This window comes from Kribbella sp. CA-294648 (genome assembly GCF_050943845.1).
Lineage (GTDB): Bacteria > Actinomycetota > Actinomycetes > Propionibacteriales > Kribbellaceae > Kribbella.
Window position 1 is genome coordinate 1,172,861 of the sequence record NZ_CP191981.1, and the last position, 19,065, is coordinate 1,191,925.

General features: G+C 64.2%; 17 protein-coding genes and 1 pseudogene. 11 read left to right on the forward strand and 7 right to left on the reverse strand.

Going from position 1 to position 19,065, the window contains the following annotated elements:
* Positions 1 to 77: 77 nt before the first annotated feature.
* Together ACQPYM_RS05695 and ACQPYM_RS05700 are read left to right on the forward strand one after the other, a co-directional pair.
* A complete protein-coding gene (locus tag ACQPYM_RS05695; protein WP_433015886.1) occupies positions 78 to 3,266 on the forward strand; it encodes a type I restriction endonuclease subunit R in 3,189 nt (1,062 codons plus the stop codon).
* Positions 3,253 to 3,963 carry a M48 family metallopeptidase gene (locus tag ACQPYM_RS05700; RefSeq protein ID WP_433015889.1) on the forward strand — a complete coding sequence of 237 codons (711 nt, stop codon included), beginning with the start codon at positions 3,253 to 3,255 and terminating at the stop codon, positions 3,961 to 3,963. Before ACQPYM_RS05695 ends, ACQPYM_RS05700 begins: the two co-directional genes overlap by 14 nt.
* Before the next feature lie 516 nt (positions 3,964 to 4,479).
* Here the strand turns inward: ACQPYM_RS05700 and ACQPYM_RS05705 are convergent.
* From ACQPYM_RS05705 to ACQPYM_RS05720, 4 genes are all read right to left on the reverse strand, one after another.
* On the reverse strand, positions 4,480 to 4,851 hold the full coding sequence (locus ACQPYM_RS05705; RefSeq protein WP_433023528.1) for a tyrosine-type recombinase/integrase: 372 nt from the start codon (positions 4,849 to 4,851) through the stop codon (positions 4,480 to 4,482).
* Entirely contained in the window at positions 4,793 to 5,053 is a 261-nt protein-coding gene (locus ACQPYM_RS05710) for a helix-turn-helix domain-containing protein (RefSeq protein ID WP_433015892.1), read from the reverse strand. The genes ACQPYM_RS05705 and ACQPYM_RS05710 overlap by 59 nt, the downstream gene beginning before the upstream one ends.
* 831 nt (positions 5,054 to 5,884) lie before the next feature.
* Positions 5,885 to 6,709 (reverse strand): methyltransferase domain-containing protein, encoded by an 825-nt coding sequence (locus ACQPYM_RS05715; RefSeq protein WP_433023195.1) that lies wholly within the window; start codon positions 6,707 to 6,709, stop codon positions 5,885 to 5,887.
* Between the two features lie 705 nt (positions 6,710 to 7,414).
* Positions 7,415 to 7,633: a helix-turn-helix domain-containing protein gene (locus tag ACQPYM_RS05720; RefSeq protein WP_433015895.1), complete on the reverse strand. Its 219-nt coding sequence runs from the start codon at positions 7,631 to 7,633 to the stop codon at positions 7,415 to 7,417.
* 973 nt (positions 7,634 to 8,606) lie between these two features.
* On the opposite strand from ACQPYM_RS05720, the gene ACQPYM_RS05725 reads away from it, so the two are divergent.
* The 9 genes and pseudogenes from ACQPYM_RS05725 (at position 8,607) to ACQPYM_RS05765 (ending at position 16,379) form a co-directional block, all read left to right on the forward strand.
* Entirely contained in the window at positions 8,607 to 9,200 is a 594-nt protein-coding gene (locus ACQPYM_RS05725) for a PadR family transcriptional regulator (RefSeq protein ID WP_433015898.1), read from the forward strand.
* Positions 9,201 to 9,304: 104 nt separating this feature from the next.
* Complete coding sequence (locus tag ACQPYM_RS05730; RefSeq protein WP_433015901.1) at positions 9,305 to 10,270, forward strand: ATP-binding cassette domain-containing protein; 966 nt, start codon at positions 9,305 to 9,307, stop codon at positions 10,268 to 10,270.
* Positions 10,267 to 11,112, forward strand: coding sequence for an ABC transporter permease (locus ACQPYM_RS05735; RefSeq protein WP_433015904.1), 846 nt, complete (start codon positions 10,267 to 10,269; stop codon positions 11,110 to 11,112). The genes ACQPYM_RS05730 and ACQPYM_RS05735 overlap by 4 nt, the downstream gene beginning before the upstream one ends.
* Before the next feature lie 89 nt (positions 11,113 to 11,201).
* Positions 11,202 to 11,624, forward strand: coding sequence for a DoxX family protein (locus ACQPYM_RS05740; RefSeq protein ID WP_433015907.1), 423 nt, complete (start codon positions 11,202 to 11,204; stop codon positions 11,622 to 11,624).
* Positions 11,625 to 11,651: 27 nt separating this feature from the next.
* Entirely contained in the window at positions 11,652 to 12,485 is an 834-nt protein-coding gene (locus ACQPYM_RS05745; protein ID WP_433015910.1) for an alpha/beta fold hydrolase, read from the forward strand.
* Between the two features lie 12 nt (positions 12,486 to 12,497).
* The gene (locus tag ACQPYM_RS05750; protein ID WP_433015912.1) at positions 12,498 to 12,797 is read left to right on the forward strand and encodes a hypothetical protein; all 300 of its coding nucleotides are present in this window, start codon (positions 12,498 to 12,500) and stop codon (positions 12,795 to 12,797) included.
* A gap of 93 nt (positions 12,798 to 12,890) precedes the next feature.
* Positions 12,891 to 14,569, forward strand: a pseudogene (gene istA / locus ACQPYM_RS05755) (IS21 family transposase).
* Positions 14,566 to 15,333 carry an IS21-like element helper ATPase IstB gene (gene istB, locus ACQPYM_RS05760; protein ID WP_433015915.1) on the forward strand — a complete coding sequence of 256 codons (768 nt, stop codon included), beginning with the start codon at positions 14,566 to 14,568 and terminating at the stop codon, positions 15,331 to 15,333. The pseudogene istA and the gene istB overlap by 4 nt, the downstream one beginning before the upstream one ends.
* 527 nt (positions 15,334 to 15,860) lie before the next feature.
* A complete protein-coding gene (locus tag ACQPYM_RS05765; protein ID WP_433015918.1) occupies positions 15,861 to 16,379 on the forward strand; it encodes a hypothetical protein in 519 nt (172 codons plus the stop codon).
* A 1,029-nt stretch (positions 16,380 to 17,408) separates the two neighbouring features.
* Here ACQPYM_RS05765 and ACQPYM_RS05770 read toward each other — a convergent pair.
* From ACQPYM_RS05770 to ACQPYM_RS05780, 3 genes are all read right to left on the reverse strand, one after another.
* On the reverse strand, positions 17,409 to 17,954 hold the full coding sequence (locus tag ACQPYM_RS05770; protein ID WP_433015921.1) for an SRPBCC family protein: 546 nt from the start codon (positions 17,952 to 17,954) through the stop codon (positions 17,409 to 17,411).
* An 85-nt stretch (positions 17,955 to 18,039) separates the two neighbouring features.
* The gene (locus tag ACQPYM_RS05775) at positions 18,040 to 18,582 is read right to left on the reverse strand and encodes a hypothetical protein (protein WP_433015924.1); all 543 of its coding nucleotides are present in this window, start codon (positions 18,580 to 18,582) and stop codon (positions 18,040 to 18,042) included.
* 78 nt (positions 18,583 to 18,660) lie between these two features.
* Entirely contained in the window at positions 18,661 to 19,047 is a 387-nt protein-coding gene (locus tag ACQPYM_RS05780; protein WP_433015927.1) for an OB-fold nucleic acid binding domain-containing protein, read from the reverse strand.
* Between the last annotated feature and the right edge of the window lie 18 nt (positions 19,048 to 19,065).

Here is a 19,065-nt window from a genome sequence, read left to right on the forward strand (position 1 = left end):
GGAGGCGGGGATACTAGCGCGAGTGCGCTCTAATCAGGAAGTGATATTATTGAAGGCTCAGTGAGGGGAGTCGGGCGTTGACTGGCTACGAATATCTTTTGGTCGAGCGGCCGTTAATCGAGCAACTCAAGGGGATTGGATGGCAGCATCTCGCGGGCGCTGACCCTGAGGCAGTGATTCCAATGTTCCCGGCGATGTCGGCCCGGCGATCCTTCGATGAGGTGATCCTCGAGGAGAAGCTCGCGCAGGCAATCGAGCGGATTAATGGGGACTGGCTGGACGATTCGAAGGTCAACCAGGCACTGCACGGCATGACTCGCATGCGGGCGGCCAACTTGCTAGAAGCGAACAGGCAGGCCACCGCCCTGCTAATCAACGGCACTACCATCGAGGACCCTACCAGGCGCAAGTCACGGACCGTCCACTATGTCGACTGGGAGAACCCCGACAACAACGAATACATTGCAATCAATCAGTTCCGCGTAGATGTCCCGGGTACCGGCGGGAGGAAGCAAATCATCCCAGACCTGGTTCTCTTCGTAAACGGCATCCCTTTGGTCGTCATTGAATGCAAGAAGACCACCGAGAGTAGCCTGAACGCCGCAGTCAATCAGATCCGTCGATACTGCGATAGCGGCGTTGGAAACCCAAAGCTATTCCATCCACTGCAGCTCACCGTTGTGACCAGTGGCGAGGATGCGAAGGTCGGCACCTTCACCGGAAGCATGGAGCATTACCTGCCCTGGCGCGATCCCTACCCACTGACCAAAGCGCAGCTTGCCGAGAGACTTGGTAAGGATGAAGAACAGCTGAGCAGGCAGGAGGTCATGGTCGCAGGAGCCTTGCAACCGGCCAACCTGCTCAACATCGTTCACAATTTTGTGGGTTTTCTAACGACCGATGCTGGCGTCACCGTGAAGGTGGCGCCGCGTTACCAGCAGTTTCGCGCGGTGGAGCGGAGCGCTCACCGTCTGCTGAATGGCAAGCCTGCCCAAAAGGGCGGCATAATCTGGCACACGCAAGGCTCAGGCAAGAGCCTGACGATGACCTTCTTGGTCCGCAGGTTGCGCTCGGTTCCGGGGCTAGCTCGCTACAAGGTTGTGGTGGTAACGGACAGAACCCAACTGCAGGACCAACTCAGCGAGACGATGCATCTCAGTAATGAGAAGTTGGATGTCGCCAAGAGCAGCGCCCGAGCGAAGACTCTCCTCAGCCGCAAGGGCCCGGGCCTGGTTTTCGTGATGGTTCAAAAGAATCAGATCGGCCCAGGCGTCGACAGATACGACATAGGCGAAGTCAACACCGACGAGTCCATCGTTGTCCTGATCGACGAGGTCCATCGCTCGCATACCTCGGCGCTGGGCGCCAATCTTCGGCAAGCGTTGCCGAATGCGGCCAGGATCGGCTTCACCGGCACGCCCATCATGACTAAGAGAGGCCAGCGCAAGACGAGTGTCGAACTGTTCGGCTCCTTCATCGACACCTACCGTCTGCGAGAGGCTGAGGAGGACGGTGTGATCGTGCCGATCCTTTACGAGGGATTTAAGGTCAAGGGCGCACTCCAGGACGGGCACGACATGGACGAGCTCTTTGAGGAGGAGTTCGATGAGCTGAGTGACGAGGAGCGGCTGCAGCTTCAGTTGCGTTGGGCGACTAAAGGCCAAGTCTCGGTGGCGCAGAAACTGATCGATGTGAAGGCCAAGCACATGCTCCGGCACTATGTGGACAAGGTGCTGCCCGAGGGGTTCAAGGCGCAGGTTGTTGCGCACGACCGCGAGACGACCGTCCGCTACCGGGCGGCGCTCATGGAGGCTCGAGCCGAGTTGGTACGCGACATCGAAAAGCTGCCACCCCAGCTGCTCACCAGGAACCTCGAGGAGCTTAGGCCTCGGCAAGCACAACTCGTCAAGGCCCAGAAGCAGCTGGATCTCATAAGAAGGATGGACTTTATTCCTGTCATCTCAAAAGGAGATTCAGAGCAAGAGAGCCGCTATACCGAATGGACTGACGACGCGAAGCAAAAGCTCAGGATTGAAGAGTTCACGCGACCCTTCGGGGAGAGCGACATCGCTTTCATCATAGTAAAGTCTATGCTTCTCACCGGGTTTGACGCGCCGATTGAGCAAGTCATGTATCTCGACCGCAGATTGGAGATGCACGATCTGCTTCAAGCTGTCGCACGTGTGAATCGGACCGCTGATGGCAAGCCATACGGCTATGTGGTCGACTATCGCGGTGTGGCCCAGAATCTTGTGGACGCACTCAAGATCTATGCGGACGAGGAGTTTGCGACAGGGGAAAATGCCGACGTGGCTGGCGCGCTCCGCGACCTCAAGGCAGAGGTCGTCAAGCTAGATCCGCAACAGCAGAAGTTGCGGATGATGTTCCAGGATCACACGGACATCGAGAGTTGCGTCCAGGACCTAGCAGATCTGCAGTTGCGAGACCGATTCACCGTAGAGCTCGCCCGGTTTGCAATCATCATCAATACAGTTCTGCCGGATCCGGAGGCCATGACCTATCTGGAAGACGTAAAGCGATTCTCGGTTATTAAGCTGACTGCCTGCCGGCGGTACCGAGTGGATGGCGGTGAATTCGATCCTGCCGCATACGGCCAGAAGATCAAGCTACTGGTCGACGAGCATGTCACTTCGCTCGGTATCGAGCAGCAACTTCCCCCAGTCGCCTTAACCGCTGCGAACTTTGCCGCCAAAGTGGAGGCGATGACTGGCGGCTCGCGGGCTAAGGCCTCGGAGATGGAGCATGCCCTTCGACACCACATATCCGTCCATGCTAGCGAAGATCCGGCCCGCTACCAACTGTTGAGTGAGCGGCTAGAGCGAATCCTGACGGAGCTCAAGGATGATTGGGATGCCCAGCTTCTAGCGTTCAACAGTTTGATGGACGATGCGGTGGAAGACAGACGAGACAACCCACACAGCTTTGGTCCAGCTGAATTCGCAGTCTACGGTCTACTCATCCAGGAGTTAGCATCGTCGGACGACGATATCCGCAATGAGCGCTTTATAGATGCCACACGTGAGATCGTGATGCTGGCGAGCCGCACTATCTACCGCCGCGATTTTTGGAGCAAGCGCTCCGATGTCTCCGACTTCCGTGGCGAAATTTTTGAAGTCCTGGTGACACACAACCTCGGAAAAATCGAGCAGCTGGAGGTCATCGCCGACAAGATTCGCGATGCGGTCAAGAACAATCATCTCGCGATCTCGATCCTCGACGCGGGACATGCTGATGGCCGTGAGTGAACTTCCCGAAATTCTCCAGGTGGGCGACTTGGCGGTTGCCGTCTCTATAAGCGATCGCCGTAAGAACGTCCGTCTCACCATCGAGCGAGACGAATCGGTCAGCGCCGTAGTGCCACCGCAAATCTCTACTGCCGAGTTGGCCAAATTGGTGGAGGCTAAGCGATCCTGGCTGTATCGTAAACTCGCTGAGAAGAGGGATCTTGGCAAGGCCCCACCAGAGAGATCGCTTGTGTCGGGGGAGGGGTTTCGGTACCTGGGTCGCTCCTACCGACTTCGCATTGTTCCTGAGGGAGAGGTGCGATTGATCGGGGGGCGATTAGAGCTGCCAGCACAAGGTGGCGTTAAAGAGTTGGTGGGCTGGTATCAGCGCGTTGGTGAACACTGGCTCAACCTGAGAGTCCGGCCATGGGCCATTCGAATGGGTGTCGAGTTAGCGGAGGTCCGAGTGCGCCCGCTTGGCTATCGATGGGGCTCATGCTCGAAAGCTGGACAGGTAAGTATCCACTGGGCGACCATGCAACTCTCGCCGAGCCTCGTGGACTATGTGCTAGTTCATGAACTAGCACATCTGAACCGTCCAAATCATAGCGCTGAGTTTTGGCGTATCGTTGAGCAAGCTTTGCCAGGGCATCGCGGCATTCGGGAGAGACTTCGCCGCATCGGCGATGAGCTATGGCTGCCAGACGAAGGGCGGTAGGCGAGCTTGCTCCGGCTTTGCACCCATCGACCTTAATATGAACAGTCTGCCCCAAGTGTTTTGTCCACTGTCGCCTGTCAGTCGCGCGAGAAGGGCATTAATCCGGTCATGTTGCTTTGGCCCCTCGATGCCACAGGCAACAACATGTGAGAGGTACTCCTTCGGTCAGCGCTTGCAGGTCTGATAGGAGCAAAAGTCGCAAGTGTCAAAGGTTGAGCGCGTCCACGCCCCGGCGTCGACGCCAGTGCTCGTGACAACCCGCTACAGCCACTAATATGCACAGATCGCTGACCGCTTTACTGACCGCTTTGGACGGCGAACAGTAGTCGACGATGCGAACTGACGACAACTGGAAGGCAACGTTTCCGCAGGTCACAGGCAATTTCGGACAACATCGGCAGGTGTTGAGATATCTGGGGAGACAAAGCGGTGGTTAGGGGTTCGAGTCCCCTCGTCGGCTCTCTGACCAGCAGGTATGCCCCCAGGGGCATACAATTTTGGGCCTCAAGCCAACACTTACCCAACACTTTGGGTCTTTCGAGGTCGAGAGTTGTCCCTAGATTTCAGGGCCATCCGGCGGTTGCTGACGTCTTCATGGATTGAGCGCAGCTCCCTGTCGAGCACCTTGGCAGCCTCAGGATTCTTGGCTCGCCGGCCGAAGTAGTCGTCGATCGTGGTCGAAGTGTCAGCGTGCCCGAGCTGGTCGGCCACCTGCGTCGGTGTCTGGCCGGCCCCCGCGAGGATGGTCGCCGTCGTCTTGCGGAACTTGTGCGCCGTGACCCACGCCAACTCGTCGGCCAGTGACCGAAGACCGGCCACCTCAGTCAGCTCAAGCAACGCGGCTCGATCGGTCCTGGACAGTCCATAGGTCGGCGAGAATCGCAGCATCGGCCGGATCCAACCGAACGCGCCCAGTCTCGATGAGGCTGATGCGAGTCTTACGCCAGGCGAGCTTGGCTACGACATCCGTCTGGGTGAGCCCTGCCTTGCGGCGGAACGATCGAAGCGCTGCCCCGAGCTCTCGACGCCGCTGAGTACCAACGGGCCTCTCGTAGCGCTCTCTGGACGTTGTGAGGGTCTCGGAACCCACCTTTGGAGTCCGCGAAAATCGGTGTCTCCAGCGATGTTCCAGGGACCCAACGCTGTTCGAGCATCTCCAGTGCCCAACCCGGCAGAATCAGCAAGCGCTCACCAGCTGCACTCTTCACTCGACGACGCACCAGTCCCTGGCCTTTGATCTTGATGATCTGGTGGCTGCAGTCGACTTGACCCGTCTCTCGGTCAACGTCCTGCCATCGCACCGCCAATGACTCGCCGATCCGTTCTCCGGTAGCGAGCAAGACCTTGGTGAGGTCGACGAGATCAGCCTTGACCGCTCGCTCATCCTGTCCAAGGAGCTCGAACCATTGCTCCCGCTCTGTCTCGTCCAATGCACGCGGTGGCTGACGCCGGGTCTTCCGCAGAATTTCGATCTCCCTGACCGGGTTGGCTTGCAAGGCCCCGTGCCTGACCGCCAGTGCGAACGAACTCGCAAGGATGCTCTCGCACGTCCGTGCGTTGAACTCGAGGCGTGTGGTCAAGGTGCGTGTTGCTCCTCGGACATACCAACGCGAGCAGCTGGATACCCAGTAGCTCGCGTTTCGTGCTTCTCCCCACGCGCGCCTTCGAGCTCGCTACTCCGTCGCGCGGGTGCCCACGGCGCACGCCGTCTATGGCGGGCACCCTCGAATTCGACCCGACGGCGGCGCCACGAATCGGCAGTCTCATTCTCCGCCACAGCGACCCGCCCACGGAATCTCAATCCAGCCGCGTCCGCAGCGTCTTCCTTGCCCTAGGCCACCACCAGAACTGCAACAGTCTCGTCAAGATTCTCAGGCCGAACACGCCCGCGATCCACTCGTCGCCGGGCTCACGGGGATTCCTAGAGGTGGATAGTCCACTCACCGTCCGGACTGCTGACGCTGGTGCCTTCTGGGGTGAACTCCACAGTCAGGTCGTGGAGCGGGAAGCGTCCAGCCTGTTCCCATCTCGCGCGGACCCGCTCCAGGTCATCCCACAGGCGAAGTGCGCCGCTTTGGTGAACCTTGCCGCTGGCTTCCTCAGCTCGCGCCCACGAACCATCGCCGGCCAGGAGCCAGACAATCGTCTTACCGTCATCGTCTGTCGCGGACCGATTCTCGATGTTTGCATTGTCCAGCTCGTACAGGTCTCGCAGCTGCCAATCTGTCCAGAGGTTCGGCACCGGTCCGCGAAGGTCACGCACTTCATCGCCATCGGCGTCCCGGGCGGCTGCATAGACGAGGTCCAGCCGGGGCGGGTAGTCGGCGCCGCTGCGGGTCCGCATAAAGCCGGCCGGATCGCGTTGGACCGATCCGTGCGCCACCGGCCCACGCTCCAACGTTGCCGAAACCAGAAGCGAGGTCTGAGCGATGGTTGTGACGATCTGTCCGCCGGGCCGCAGCGCAGCCAGCCAAGACCTCGGCACCGGACGCACCGAGACCGTCGCAATCATCCGGTCGTACTCCCCCTCTGGAAGGTCGCCGGTCGCATCGGCCACCACCATTCGAGGTCGCCGACCGAAACCGTCCAGCCTCTCGCGGGCGGCCTGAACCAGGTACGCATCAACATCGATGCTGGTCACCAGCTCGTCACCCAGCCGGTGTCCGAGCAGCGCAGCGGAGTACCCCGAGCCAGTACCGACGTCGAGCACCTGCTGAGCCGGCTCGGGGTTGAGCAGGTGCAGCATCCTGACGATCAGACCCGGCAACGTCGATGAGGAGGTTGGCGCTCCCACAGCTCGATCCTGCGGTCCGGCAAGGTCGGCGTGGAGGGCACCGACTCTCGTCACTAGCGTCTCGTTCGCATACACAGATGCCCACGGATCGCCGACGTCCGGAGCCACTAGCTCCCACTCGAACGCCGGACTATTCCTGATCCGGTCCCACCACTTGGGAACCAGCACATGACGGGGCGTGGCAACGACCGCGTCGTACCACTCCGGCGCTGTTGCGGTCACCTCGCAGGCAAGCTCGCGAGCGGCTTCAGTCCAGTCGGTCACGCCTACCGGTCCTTTCGTTGTAGGGCATCTGCCTAGCCTCCACCATGGGAACACCGGCTTCGACCGCGAGCCAATGCCACTGCCCGTTCGGGTTCACCGCGAAGAACACCCAACGACCGTCCGGCACCGAACGCAATACTGATGCGTTCGGGGCTAGAGGCAACTGCCGACGTCAAACCCAGCAACTACTCCCCTGACCAGGACTCAGGTGGTCGCATCAGGATCCGCACCGGTACCAGGAAGTGTCGGAACGAGGTCACCGGCGACAGTTGCAGTTGGTGCCGGCCAGCGAAGCACCGACGCCTGACCACTTGCCAACACGCGCTGTGGCGGATTCTGGCTGCCACCGCCCCAGCGGCCACACGAACCTTGGGATGCTGGTCCGCCAGGCCGTCAGGAGCCGATGGGCGGGCCGCCGCACACGATCGTTGCGAGCTCGGCCCGGCTGACGGCACCTAGCTTGTTACATGCGCGATAGATGTGCCCTTCGACGGTACGGACGGAAACAACGAGCCGCTCGGCTATCTCCTGGTTGGACAGTCCAGCCGAGACGAGGGAGGCGATCTCACGTTCCCGGCCGGACAGCGGGAGCGGGTTTGCCAGCGTCCGCAACGCCGGGGTCGTGGCGCCCTGGCATTGTCCGGCGAGCCGTCTAGCCCGTTCCGTTGCCAGATGTGCGGAACCGCGGCGTCCGTGCCGCGTGTAGAAAGTTTCAGTTCAGCACGTCCGCGGGTCCGGGCAACACCGGAGCGCACCTCCGCTGCGTCCTGATGCACCCGAGCCAGGACAACTGGCGTTTCTGTGCGAAGTGCCACGGCATGTTCTGGAACGGACCCGACCAAGTGAACCACCGATGCCCTGCGGGGGATTTCCATCTGCCGCTCGGATGGACGTTCGCGCTGCCGCACAGCATCCCGGAAGGTCCGCGGGCGCAGGCCGAGTGGCGCTTCTGCGTCAAGTGCCATGGCATGTTCTGGAACGGTCCGGAGCGGAACAATCATCGCTGTCCCGGAGACGGCCTCCATGAGCCTGCCGGGCTGACCTTCACATTGTCCCACTCCATCCCCGAGAACGGGGCTGTCCAGGCGAACTGGCGGTTCTGTGTGAGGTGCCATGGAATGTTCTGGGACGCTCCAGAGCGGAACGATCACCGGTGTCCCGGCGGCGATCTGCACGCAGCCGCTGGTTTGACGTTTGCGCTCCCGCACACTCCATAAGCCACCTCGAGGGGACCTATGCGCTAGCGCAACCGCCCGCGCTCCAGCGCGGAGTCCCAAGAGGCCGTGAGTGGCGTCCGCCGGTGATGAAGACCGATCACGGAGGACCTGCACAATGCCCTACTGGTATCTCCGCCACGGTCCATTCGAGGATCGCCATGCCGGGAGCTGACGAGGAACGCGAGACGGCGCTGGCACAGCAACCGCCGCCCTACGCGCTGGCTTTGGAGGTCTCCACCAGCACCGTTTGTAGGTCAGTGCTGACACCACCCGGACCAGGAGGGCACCCTAGTGTTGGTGGGAGTTGACACGACCCTGGCGGGCGCGCAAGCGGAGCGAGTCCGAGCAGATTGAGCGGAGGTGGGCGCATGTCGGCGACGAAGCTCCTGGTACTCGGTATCGTCCACCTCTCCGGCGGCGCGCATGGCTACCAGGTGCGGTCCGAACTGCAGAGCTGGGGTGCGGAGATTTGGGCCAAGATCAAGCCCGGCTCGATTTATCACGCGCTGAAGAAGGCGGCGGCTGATGGCCTCCTCACCGAGCACGTCGAGCCGGGCAACTCCGGGCCGGAGCGCGTTTTGTACCGCGCGACAGCTCGGGGACGTGACGAGATAGTCGAACTGGTCCGCGACGGTCTGCGGCGCACCCATGACCCCACCATGCTCGACGCGGCCATCGCCATGTTGCCCATGCTGACCAGGACAGATGCCATCGCGCACGTTAACGAGCGGGTCGCGCGCCTGGAAGCGGAGCTCGTAGGGCAGGCCAAGGGGTGGGAGAACCCGAACCCCGACATTCCCGAACACGTCCGCGATCAGGCCGAACTGTGGGCGGGACACGCACGCACCGAACTGGAGTGGGCGAAGAGCCTGAGCAAACGACTGTCTGAGGGCGCCTACACCATGGCCGATGATCCGGGTTCGTGGCGAACGGTCCACGATCCCCTCAAGATGCGCTTCTAATCAACCTTGACTAGTCGCTCCTCCTCGTGTACTTTGGCCAAGTACTCAAGCTTGACTAGTGCTCAACTGATCCGTTCGCAACACCGAGAGAAGGTGTCGAACCCATGGGAAAGTTCGCGATCGAGACGAGAGGGTTGAAGAAGAGTTTCGGCAAGACCCACGCGGTCGCCGGTGTGGATCTGGCCGTGAGCGCCGGGGGCGTGTACGGCGTGCTCGGTCCGAACGGGGCGGGCAAGACCACCACGATCCGCATGCTGGCCACGCTCCTGCGCCCCGACGCCGGAGAGGCGCAAGTGCTCGGCTACGACGTGGTGCGTGACGCCCGGGCGGTGCGGAGCAGGGTGGGCCTCACCGGGCAGTTCGCGTCGGTCGACGAGGACCTCACCGGGGTGGAGAACCTGTTCCTGCTCGCCAGGCTGCTCGGCTACTCACGCCGCCGAGGCAGGGAGCGGGCGGCCGACCTGCTCGACGCGTTCGGTCTTGCCGAGGCGGCCGATCGGCAGGTGAAGAAGTACTCCGGTGGGATGCGCCGGCGCATCGACATCGCGGCGAGCCTGGTCGTCACCCCCGAACTGATCTTCCTCGACGAGCCCACGACCGGGCTCGACCCGCGCAGCAGGAACCAGGTCTGGGAGATCGTCAGGGGCATGGTCGCCGAGGGCACCACCGTGTTGCTGACCACGCAGTACCTGGACGAGGCCGACCAGCTGGCTGACCGGATAGCGGTGATCGACCACGGGAAGGTGGTCGCCGAGGGCTCGAGCGGCGAGCTCAAGGCATCGGTCGGCGCCGGCTCGCTGCACGTACGGCTAGGTGCGCCCGAGCAGCGGGCCGAGGCAGAGCGGGTCCTCGCCGGCGTCCTCGAGGTGCCGGTCGAGCCGTCCGCTGACGCGGCCGCGCTGTCCGCGCGGATCTCCGACCCCGGGCGGGTCGCCCGTTCCCTGGCCGAGCTGTCCCGCAGCGGCATCGACGTCACCGAGTTCGCGCTCGGTCAGCCGAGCCTGGACGAGGTGTTCCTCGCCCTGACCGGACACGCCGCCGAGGAGACACCCGAGGAGGATGCCGCATGAATGCCACGTCCACGGAGCAGGCGTCGGCGCCGGTCACCGAGGACGCGCTGCGCAGTGTGCTGTCGGCCGGTGAGCGCCCGCCCCGACCCGGTCCGGTGAGCACCTCGTTGACATTCGGCTGGCGCGCCCTCCTGAAGATCAAGCACGTGCCCGAGCAGCTCGTCGACGTGACCATGTTCCCGATCATGTTCACGTTGATGTTCACCTACCTGTTCGGTGGCGCGCTCGCCGGGTCGACTCAGGAGTACCTGCAATTCCTGCTGCCCGGCATCCTGGTGCAGGCGAACGTCATGATCACCATGAACACCGGCATCACGCTGAACACCGACATCCAGAAGGGGGTGTTCGACAGGTTCAGGTCACTTCCGGTGTGGCGACCATCCCCGCTGGTCGGCGCCCTGCTCGGCGATCTGGTGCGCTACTCGATCGGGTCGGCGATCGTGATCACGCTCGGCCTGGTCCTAGGGTTCCGGCCGGAGGGTGGCGCCGTCGGGGTGGTGCTCTCGGTGGTGCTGCTGCTGGTGTTCTCGTTCTGCCTGTCGTGGCTGTGGACGATGCTCAGCCTGATCCTGCGCACGCCGAACTCGGTGGCGGGGGTCAGCATGATGCTGATGTTCCCGCTGACGTTCGTGAGCAACATCTTCGTGGACCCGAAGACGATGCCCGGGTGGTTGCAGGCGGTCGTCGAGGTCAACCCGATCACCCACCTGGCGACCGTGGTGCGCGGCCTGATGCACGGCTCGGTGCCCGCCGGGGAGATCGGCTGGGTGCTCGTCTCGTCCGTACTTCTCGTCGCGGTGTTCGGTCCCATCACCATGGTCCTCTACCGCAACAAGAAGTAGATGCCGCTACGAGCACTGGGTCGAGATCAACTCCGACAACCCAGCCCACTCGGCCAACGCCCCGGCCCGGACACGACAAGGAGAGTCGAATGAGCACCATCCCCAAGAACAACTCGGAAACCGTTGCGCACACGCCCGGGCGGGCGATCAGCTTCGGGGTCTGGATTCTGCAAGTCGCGCTGGCGGCGATCATCGCCGGCGGCGGAATCTCGAAGCTCGCCGGCGACCCGGTCATGGTGGACATGTTCGCCGACATCGGGGCTGGCCAGTGGCTCCGGTACCTGGTCGGAGCGCTGGAGGTCTCGGGAGGGGTTGGACTTCTGATCCCGGCTCTGGCGGGCCTGGCCAGTCTCGGGTTGGCGGCATTGCTGACCGGTGCTGTCATCACGGATCAATTCGTGCTCGATCAGAGCCCTTGGCTGGCGCTCGCCCTTCTCGTCGTGGCGGCCGTGATCGCAAGGGCGCGGTGGTCGCGCACCGTGGCCGTCGTCGGCACGCTGCTCAGGCGATGAGACAAACCTCTCGAACGGAGATGTGAGATGAACGAGATGGCCTTTTGCCTGACATCAGACGATGGCACCACCATCGCCTACGACCGGAAGGGAAGCGGCCCGGCTGTCGTCCTGGTAGGCGGCGCACTGGACGACGGAGCCGAGAACGCTTCCTTGGTACCTGCTCTCGCCGAGCGCTTCACGGTCTACAACTATGCCCGTCGGGGACGCGGGGCGAGCGGCTTCACCGAGCCCTACGCCGCGGAAAGGGAGATCGAGGACCTGGATGCGTTGATCGCGGAGGCGGGCGGCTCGGCACACCTGTTCGGGGCGTCCTCTGGTGGCGCGCTGGCGCTGGAGGCCGCCGCAGCCGGGTCAGCCATCGACACGATCGCCGTGTGGGAGGTGCCCTATGCGGTCGGAGACGACCTGCGCTCGAGATTCGAGGAGTACGTCGCGGACACCCGACGCGCCTTCGACGCCGGGCGAGACGAGGAGGTTCTCGAACTGTTCATGCGCCTGACCGGCGCCTCCGACGACAACATCGCGGCCAGGAAAGCGGCAGGCAAGCAGACGGCGCATTGGGCGGATTCGGTCGCCCTCGCGCCCACAGTGGTCCACGACAGCGTCTTCCTCAACCGCTACCAATTGCCGGCCGATCGACTGGCAACGGTCACCCAACCGGTCCTGGTCACCACCGGAGGACCGATCACCGTCCCCTACATGGCAGGCCTGCCCTCGGACTTCTTCGACCGCGCAGCCGACGAGCTCGCAGACCTACTACCCCACGCCCAACGGGAGACCCTCGAGGTGCCGGATCACGTCGTCGACCCACACACCGTCGGCCCGCTGTTGCTACGGTTCTTCAGCAGCGAACACTGAGGGGCCCGCGAGGTGTTGCGGGAAGACCGATCAGGCACCGCGCAAGCAGATCTTCGTCGCGCCAGGGACACGGGGCGGACAGGTGGTGTCGAGGTTGATGTCGTCCGCGGCATCACAGGCCTGATCCTGGGCGTGCTCGTCACCACGCAAGGCCGGGCCGTCGTACTGACCTGGGCTTCAGTGGAACTCGACCTGGCCTACTCGCTGCTCATCGGCTCCGTCGTCGGTCGTACCCCGCACTCCGGGCCGCCTCAGTACCGCCCACGGAACCCCTGCGCAGCACATGACCAGGCACCTCGGTACGGCCAGTGATTCCGGGCTGTGGTCGCATGCGTCACCGTTCCAGCGCGGTGGCCCGGTGCCGAAAGTCGTGCCCACGGCGTGCTCACGTCAGGAGTGCCACCGATGACGCAGCCGCGTTCCCGGGTCGACCTGTACGCGGCGATCCGACGGGATGCCCGATCTGGGATGTCCAACCGCGCGCTGCAGCGCAAGCACGGCGTCGGCTTCCGAACCGTGACAGCGGGGCTGGAATCTGCATGGCCGAAGGAGAGAAAGCAACCGCCCAAACGCGCCTCACGGCTTGACGCGTACCGAGTGGTGATCGACGACTGGCTGCGCTCGGACCTCGACGCGCCGCGGAAGCAGCGACACACGGCGAAGCGGATCTTCGATCGACTGCTTGACGAACATGACGGGGGCCGGGGTGGTGTCGTACTGGATGGTCCGCGAGTACGTCGCCACCCGACGCCGTGAGATTCGCGTCGAGGTCGGACGGGAACCTGCCAACGCGTTCATCGCGCAAGAGCACCTCCCGGGCCGCGAGGCCGAGGTTGACTTCGGCGACGTCGCCATCTGCCTGCGCGGCGAGCTCGTAACCTGCGCCCTGTTCAGGCTTCGGCTCTCCTATTCGGGCAAGGCCGTGCACAGGGGTCAGTGCCTCGGCTGGGCAGGAAGCCTTCTTCGAGGGTCACGTCCACGCCTTCAACGTGCTCGGCGGGGTGCCGACCGGGAAGATCCGCTACGACAACCTCAAGGCCGCCGTCGCGAGCGTGATCGGGTTCTCCCGCCAGCGGGTCGAGGCCGACAGGTGGACCGCCGTCCGTTCCCACTACGGCATCGAAGCCTTCTATTGCCAGCCCGGAATCCAAGGTGCGCACGAGAAGGGCGGCGTCGAGGGGCAGATCGGCTGGTTCCGACGCAACCACCTCGTCCCTATCCCCGAGGTCGACTCCCTAGACGAGCTCAACGCTATGGTCGACGCCTGGGACGAAGCCGACGATGCCCGGCGGATCGGGTCCCGCGCCCGCACGGTCGGGGAACACTTCGCCACCGAACAGCCACTCCTCGCGCCCCTTCCGACCGAGCCGTTCGAGACCGGCCGCTGGTTCACCCCGCGCGTGGACCGGTACGCCCAGGTCGCGGTCCGGATGAACAAGTACTCCGTGCCCGCGCGCATGTTCGGCCGTCAAGCCCGGGTGCTCCTGAACGCCAGCGACCTGGTCGTGTTCGACGGCAGGACCGAGATCGCCCGCCACGAACGGCTCATGACCAAGGGCTCGACCCGGGTCGACCTGGACCACTATCTCGAGGTACTCCTCCGCAAACCGGGCGCGCTATCCGGTGCGAAAGCGCTGGAGCAGGCCAGGGCATCCGGGCGGTTCACGCCCGTTCACGACGCCTGGTGGGCCGCGGCCTGCAAGGCCCACGGTGACGCCGACGGCACCCGTGCCCTCATTGAGGTCCTGATGCTGCACCGGCACCTTCCACACGACCACGTCGTCGCCGGACTCGCGACGGCGCTGCGTGCAGGCGCGCTCACCGCGGACGCTGTCGCGTTGGAAGCGCGCAAGTACAACGACACAGCAGATGGCGGAGCCGACGACACGACAGCGGACCACCAGTCCCTGATGAGCGGCGACAGGGCACGCGGAGAAGGCGAGATCCCTGCCGTGCGATCGCTGACCGAGCGTCGGCTCCGCGCCCACATCCCGGCCGACACTCGGCCGCTGCCGAGCGTGGAGAAGTACGACCAACTGTTGGCCAGCCGACGTGACACCCCGAACGAAGGAGCCGCACCGTGACCACCAAGCGCCGTGGAATGACCGAAGAAGCAGCCGACGCCGCGATCGACCAAGCGTGCCGGATGCTGCGAATGCCCACCATCCGCAACTCCTTCACCGACCACGCCGACCGGGCAGGGCGTGAGCAGATGTCTTACCGCGGGTTCCTCGCCGAACTATTGCTTGCCGAGTGCGACGATCGCGCCCGACGCCGGTCCGAACGCCGGATCAAGGCCGCCAAGTTCCCCCGCGAGAAGTCCCTGCGGGCCTTCGACTTCGACGCCAACCCCGCCGTGATCCACACCCTCGCCAAATGCGAATGGGTCCAGAAGGGACAGCCGCTGTGTCTGATCGGGGACTCCGGCACCGGCAAGTCCCATCTGCTGATCGCACTCGGCACCGAGGCCGCCATGGCCGGCTACCGGGTCAAGTACACCCTGGCGACCCAGCTTGCCAACGAGCTCGTCGAGGCCGCCGACGAGATGACGCTGGCGAAGACCATCGCCCGCTACGGCCGCGTCGACCTGATGTGCATCGACGAACTCGGCTACATGCAACTCGACCGCCGCGGCGCGGAACTCCTCTTCCAGGTCCTCACCGAGCGTGAGGAGAAGGCCTCGGTCGCGATCGCGTCCAATGAGTCCTTCGGCGGCTGGACCAAGACCTTCACCGACCCCCGGCTATGCGCAGCCATCGTCGACCGACTCACCTTCGGCGGCACCATCCTCGAGACCGGCACCGACTCCTACCGTCCGGCCCAAGCCACAAAGCAGCGGACAACCTGACACCCGTCGGGCGCGGAAGCGGTGTCGACGCAAACCAACATCCGCGGCACCGACACGTGCCCGGCGGTGTCAGAACTCGCCAACAAGCGATGTCGGACGAAACCTCCGCAGCCAACGCGCTGGCCCTGCGGCTACGGGACGAAGGTCTGCCGCAGGCACGGCTGGCCGAGGAGCTGGGAGCGAGGTGCAGGCGTTGGGGCCGTTGCTGGCCATCGCCGAGGCGAAACTGGCCACGCTCATGCGACGCTAGACCTTGCCATCCGGCTGCAGGCGCACCTGTTCATCCACCACCACGGTCGCGCGGCCCATCGCCCCGGCGCGACTGCTACGGAACCTTCGGCAGCCTCGCGGTGTAGTACGCGTAGTACTCATGTGGGTTTCGGTTTGGGCGAGGAGTAGACGTGGCCGTGGGGACCGTTGGGGTGCGCTGGGGCATGGCCGTGCGATGTGTGGCTGCGCTGCTGGCCTGTGCCGGGATCGCTGGATGCACCGGGGAGCCGTCAGCTGCCCCGACCCTGTCACCATCGATGTCAGCCGTGCCCGGCACGGCGGATGCGAGCGACGACGTTCGCGGCCTTCTGGCCCGCCCCATGACCGTTCCCGCGGTGGCACGCGGTGAGAGGTGCCCGGTCACACCTGCCCAGAATCATGCGCCGGTCGCACAACCCGCCGACGCGCGTGGACCGGGTCCCGGACCGCTCTACCCGATCACCTTCTACCTGGGTGAAGATGCCACATTGCGGTTGGACGGCGAACCCGCCGGCCAGGATGGGCTCTACGGAATGAAGGTTGTCTGGGCCAGTACGACGACCGGCTATCGCGGGCCGGTCGTCGTACGAGTCGCCCGCATCGACGGCGCCGGCCGCGGTCGTGTCCGCCTCCTCTACGAGGCCGGAGCCTCACGCGGCGAAGCGGTCCTTTTCGATGTCGGCGACACACCCCGGGACTGGCCGTCATTGACCTACGTGAGTGGACCCGGATGCTACGCGTACCAGCTCGACGGTCGCGACTTCACCCAGCTGATCGTCTTTCGGGTAACCACCTGATCGGCACCAGGCACGGTCTGCCCGTCGCGATCGTCCGCGCGTGTCTGCGCGACGGCCAGGCCGGGTAAGTCCCACCGCGGTGCTGGACGAGGCGCCATTGAGTGACGATGAACGCCCTCGCGTGCCGGGCTGCGGTGGGAACGTCGCACCCTTAGCACGTCGGCAGCCGCATGGACGAGCGACTGATCGAGTGGTCAGACGAGACCCACGACAAGGAGATAGCATCGCCGCTAGTCCGCGGAGGCCCCGGTTGCACAGGGTGGTTTCGTCAGCGGTGGGCGTGAGGCGCTCGATGGTCATGGCAGACTCCTGGTTCCTGCCAGGTGACGGGGCCGTCAGCCTTGGTGTGGCCGACTGTTTTCCGCCCCCTCCTAGCAAGCGGAATCCGGGCCCGTAAGTGACTGGGCTGCAAGCGTTGGAGGCGCGCGTGGACGGAGCGCAGCGTAGAACACGTGCCTGGGCCGGAGAGGCTTGCGGACCAGGCTCGTCGGGTCATGATGAAGACGCCAGGAGGGGGAAGGAACTCAGGAAAAGTGGTGCTACAGCTGTCAACGGCAGCTGAATGTTGATCAGCTGGCGGCAACTGAATTTTGACCAGCTTCTGGTCATGGTTCGTCGGTCGCGGTGGTTGGGATGCGGCCGACTGGGTAGCTCGGTGGCTTGTGGTTGATCCCGACGTCGCCCGGTGCAGCCGATTCGGACGTTCTTGAGGGACTTCGCGGCGGTGGCGATCGCCCAAACGAGCACCACAACCCCCTTGAGCCCTTCCGGGCCGAGGGACGCCTTCTCTACAACCCGAGGATCGCGAAGAGTCAGCCACGAGCGATGCCCGATGGGCAATGGCGCAAACTGTTCACCTGACTGGGATCGAACCGCGATCGGGCGATTCTCGCGCTGTCCGTTTCCAACGCGGCTCGGGCCTCTGAATTGCTCGGCGTCTACGGTGTTGACTGATCTCTCAGAGCACTCCGTCGAAGCCATGCAGCTGCAGGAGGTCCGAGGGTGTACAGCGGGAGGTGAACGGTGGGGTCAGGACTGCTCTGACACCGTCGGGGTGGTGATGCCCATCGGTGATTCGCCTTCTGCTTCGATGACGTCGACGCATCGGCCGAGGGCGGTGATCATGTACCGGCGCCACAGCGGGGTGAAGGGGCCGGCGAGAATCCATCGGCGGCCGGGGAGCGGCTTGAACTCGTAGGTCCAGCGGATGAGGGTGCCAGGCCCATCGGGGTTGACGTTGAACTCGCCGCGGATTCCGGCCGCGAGGCGAGACAGGACGTTGGTGAAGTTCGTCAACTGGTAGGCGAAGCTGTGCCCGTCGGTGTACTCGGTGAGTTGCTCGTCGGCCTGGGATCCGTCGTCGAACTGAGGGTTTCGTCGTGCGCCGACGTGGTCCCAGGATTCGGTCTGGTTCGCGACGCCCGTGACGCCGGGGAATGGCGCCACCGGGCGGAAGACAGTGGGCAGGTCGATGGGGACCAGGACCCGGAAGGTGTCCGCGGGGGTCTTCCAGGTGCGTTGCTGGACGGTGATGGTGACGGTCTTGTCGGCGGGGCCGATGAGGAGCTCGGGCATGATTCAGTGTCCCACGGTGGCGAGGACCGGGTAGTCGGTGTGGCCGCTGTGGTCGCCGCCGTAGAAGTAGTCGTGTCGGGCTCGTTCAGCGGTACGCCGGCTCGCTGGCGGACCGGGAGATCCGGGTTGGCAAGGGCCGTCGCGTCGACGGCGACCACATCGGCCAGGCCCGCGTCGAGGTCGGCGGCCAGGCGGTCGAGGGGGTTTGGCCAGCCCGGTTGAGCAGCAGCGCCGTCGCCCAACCGGCACGGAGCTTGCGCAGTCCCTCGTCGCCCGCGTGGATCAGGTGTAGGTAGGCGAGGTTGAGCGGGGTCAGGGCGTCGATCCGGGCCGGGTACAGGTCGTGGGTGTCGTTCTCGGTGATGTCGTTGTAAGGATTGGCGGGTGAGAGTCGTAGCCCGGTGCGGTCGGCGCCGATCTCGTCGGCCACCGCAATGGCGACCTCGACGGCGAAGCGGATGCGGTTGGCGATCGTGCCGCCGTAGCCGTCGCTGCGCTGGTTGGCGTTGCTGGGGGCGAACTGGTGGATCGGTGGCCGTTGGCGCCGTGCAACTCGACGCCGCCGAACCCAGCCGCGATGGCCGGCGCCGCCGCACGCCGGAACTCGTGGACCACCCCGCGATCTCACCGGTCTCGAGCGCCCGCGGGGTGGACATCTCCTGCAGCCTCGGATGGCAGGGCACCGTCACTTCGTCGTCATCACTCCTCATCGCCAATCCCGCGACGCTGACCGCATTGCGATCGGCAAACGCTCGATCTTGTCTGCAACGAGGTTCGTGACGCCTTGGGAGCGTTCTAAACCGCCGCGGATGATCAGCGCTGCGCTTGAGGTGATGATTCTCTTACTCCGGATAAAGCAGCCGGGGGACACGATGACGTTGACGAAGCCGGTTTCGTCTTCGAGGTTGATGAAGGTGACGCCGGAGGCGGTCGCGGGGCGTTGCCGGTGGGTGACGACGCCGGCGGCTCGGACGTGGCTGTTGGGTGTGGCGGGGCGCAGCTGCCACCGGCGTGAGCCGCAGGATGAGCGAGTCTCTGTCAGTTCAGCCGAAGCGATGCCCTCGAAGGGGAGGGCGCGACCTTCGAGGCGCACCTGCTCCAGATCGTCCGG

Bases quoted from the DNA above. Each gene is read 5' to 3' on its own strand.
- ACQPYM_RS05700 (WP_433015889.1), top strand. From the start codon at position 3,253: ATGGCCGTGAGTGAACTTCCCGAAATTCTCCAGGTGGGCGACTTGGCG.
- ACQPYM_RS05705 (WP_433023528.1), bottom strand. From the start codon at position 4,851: ATGCTGCGATTCTCGCCGACCTATGGACTGTCCAGGACCGATCGAGCC.
- ACQPYM_RS05715 (WP_433023195.1), bottom strand. From the start codon at position 6,709: ATGCTGCACCTGCTCAACCCCGAGCCGGCTCAGCAGGTGCTCGACGTC.
- ACQPYM_RS05725 (WP_433015898.1), top strand. From the start codon at position 8,607: ATGTCGGCGACGAAGCTCCTGGTACTCGGTATCGTCCACCTCTCCGGC.
- ACQPYM_RS05730 (WP_433015901.1), top strand. From the start codon at position 9,305: ATGGGAAAGTTCGCGATCGAGACGAGAGGGTTGAAGAAGAGTTTCGGC.
- ACQPYM_RS05735 (WP_433015904.1), top strand. From the start codon at position 10,267: ATGAATGCCACGTCCACGGAGCAGGCGTCGGCGCCGGTCACCGAGGAC.
- ACQPYM_RS05740 (WP_433015907.1), top strand. From the start codon at position 11,202: ATGAGCACCATCCCCAAGAACAACTCGGAAACCGTTGCGCACACGCCC.
- ACQPYM_RS05745 (WP_433015910.1), top strand. From the start codon at position 11,652: ATGAACGAGATGGCCTTTTGCCTGACATCAGACGATGGCACCACCATC.
- ACQPYM_RS05765 (WP_433015918.1), top strand. From the start codon at position 15,861: ATGTCAGCCGTGCCCGGCACGGCGGATGCGAGCGACGACGTTCGCGGC.
- ACQPYM_RS05770 (WP_433015921.1), bottom strand. From the start codon at position 17,954: ATGCCCGAGCTCCTCATCGGCCCCGCCGACAAGACCGTCACCATCACC.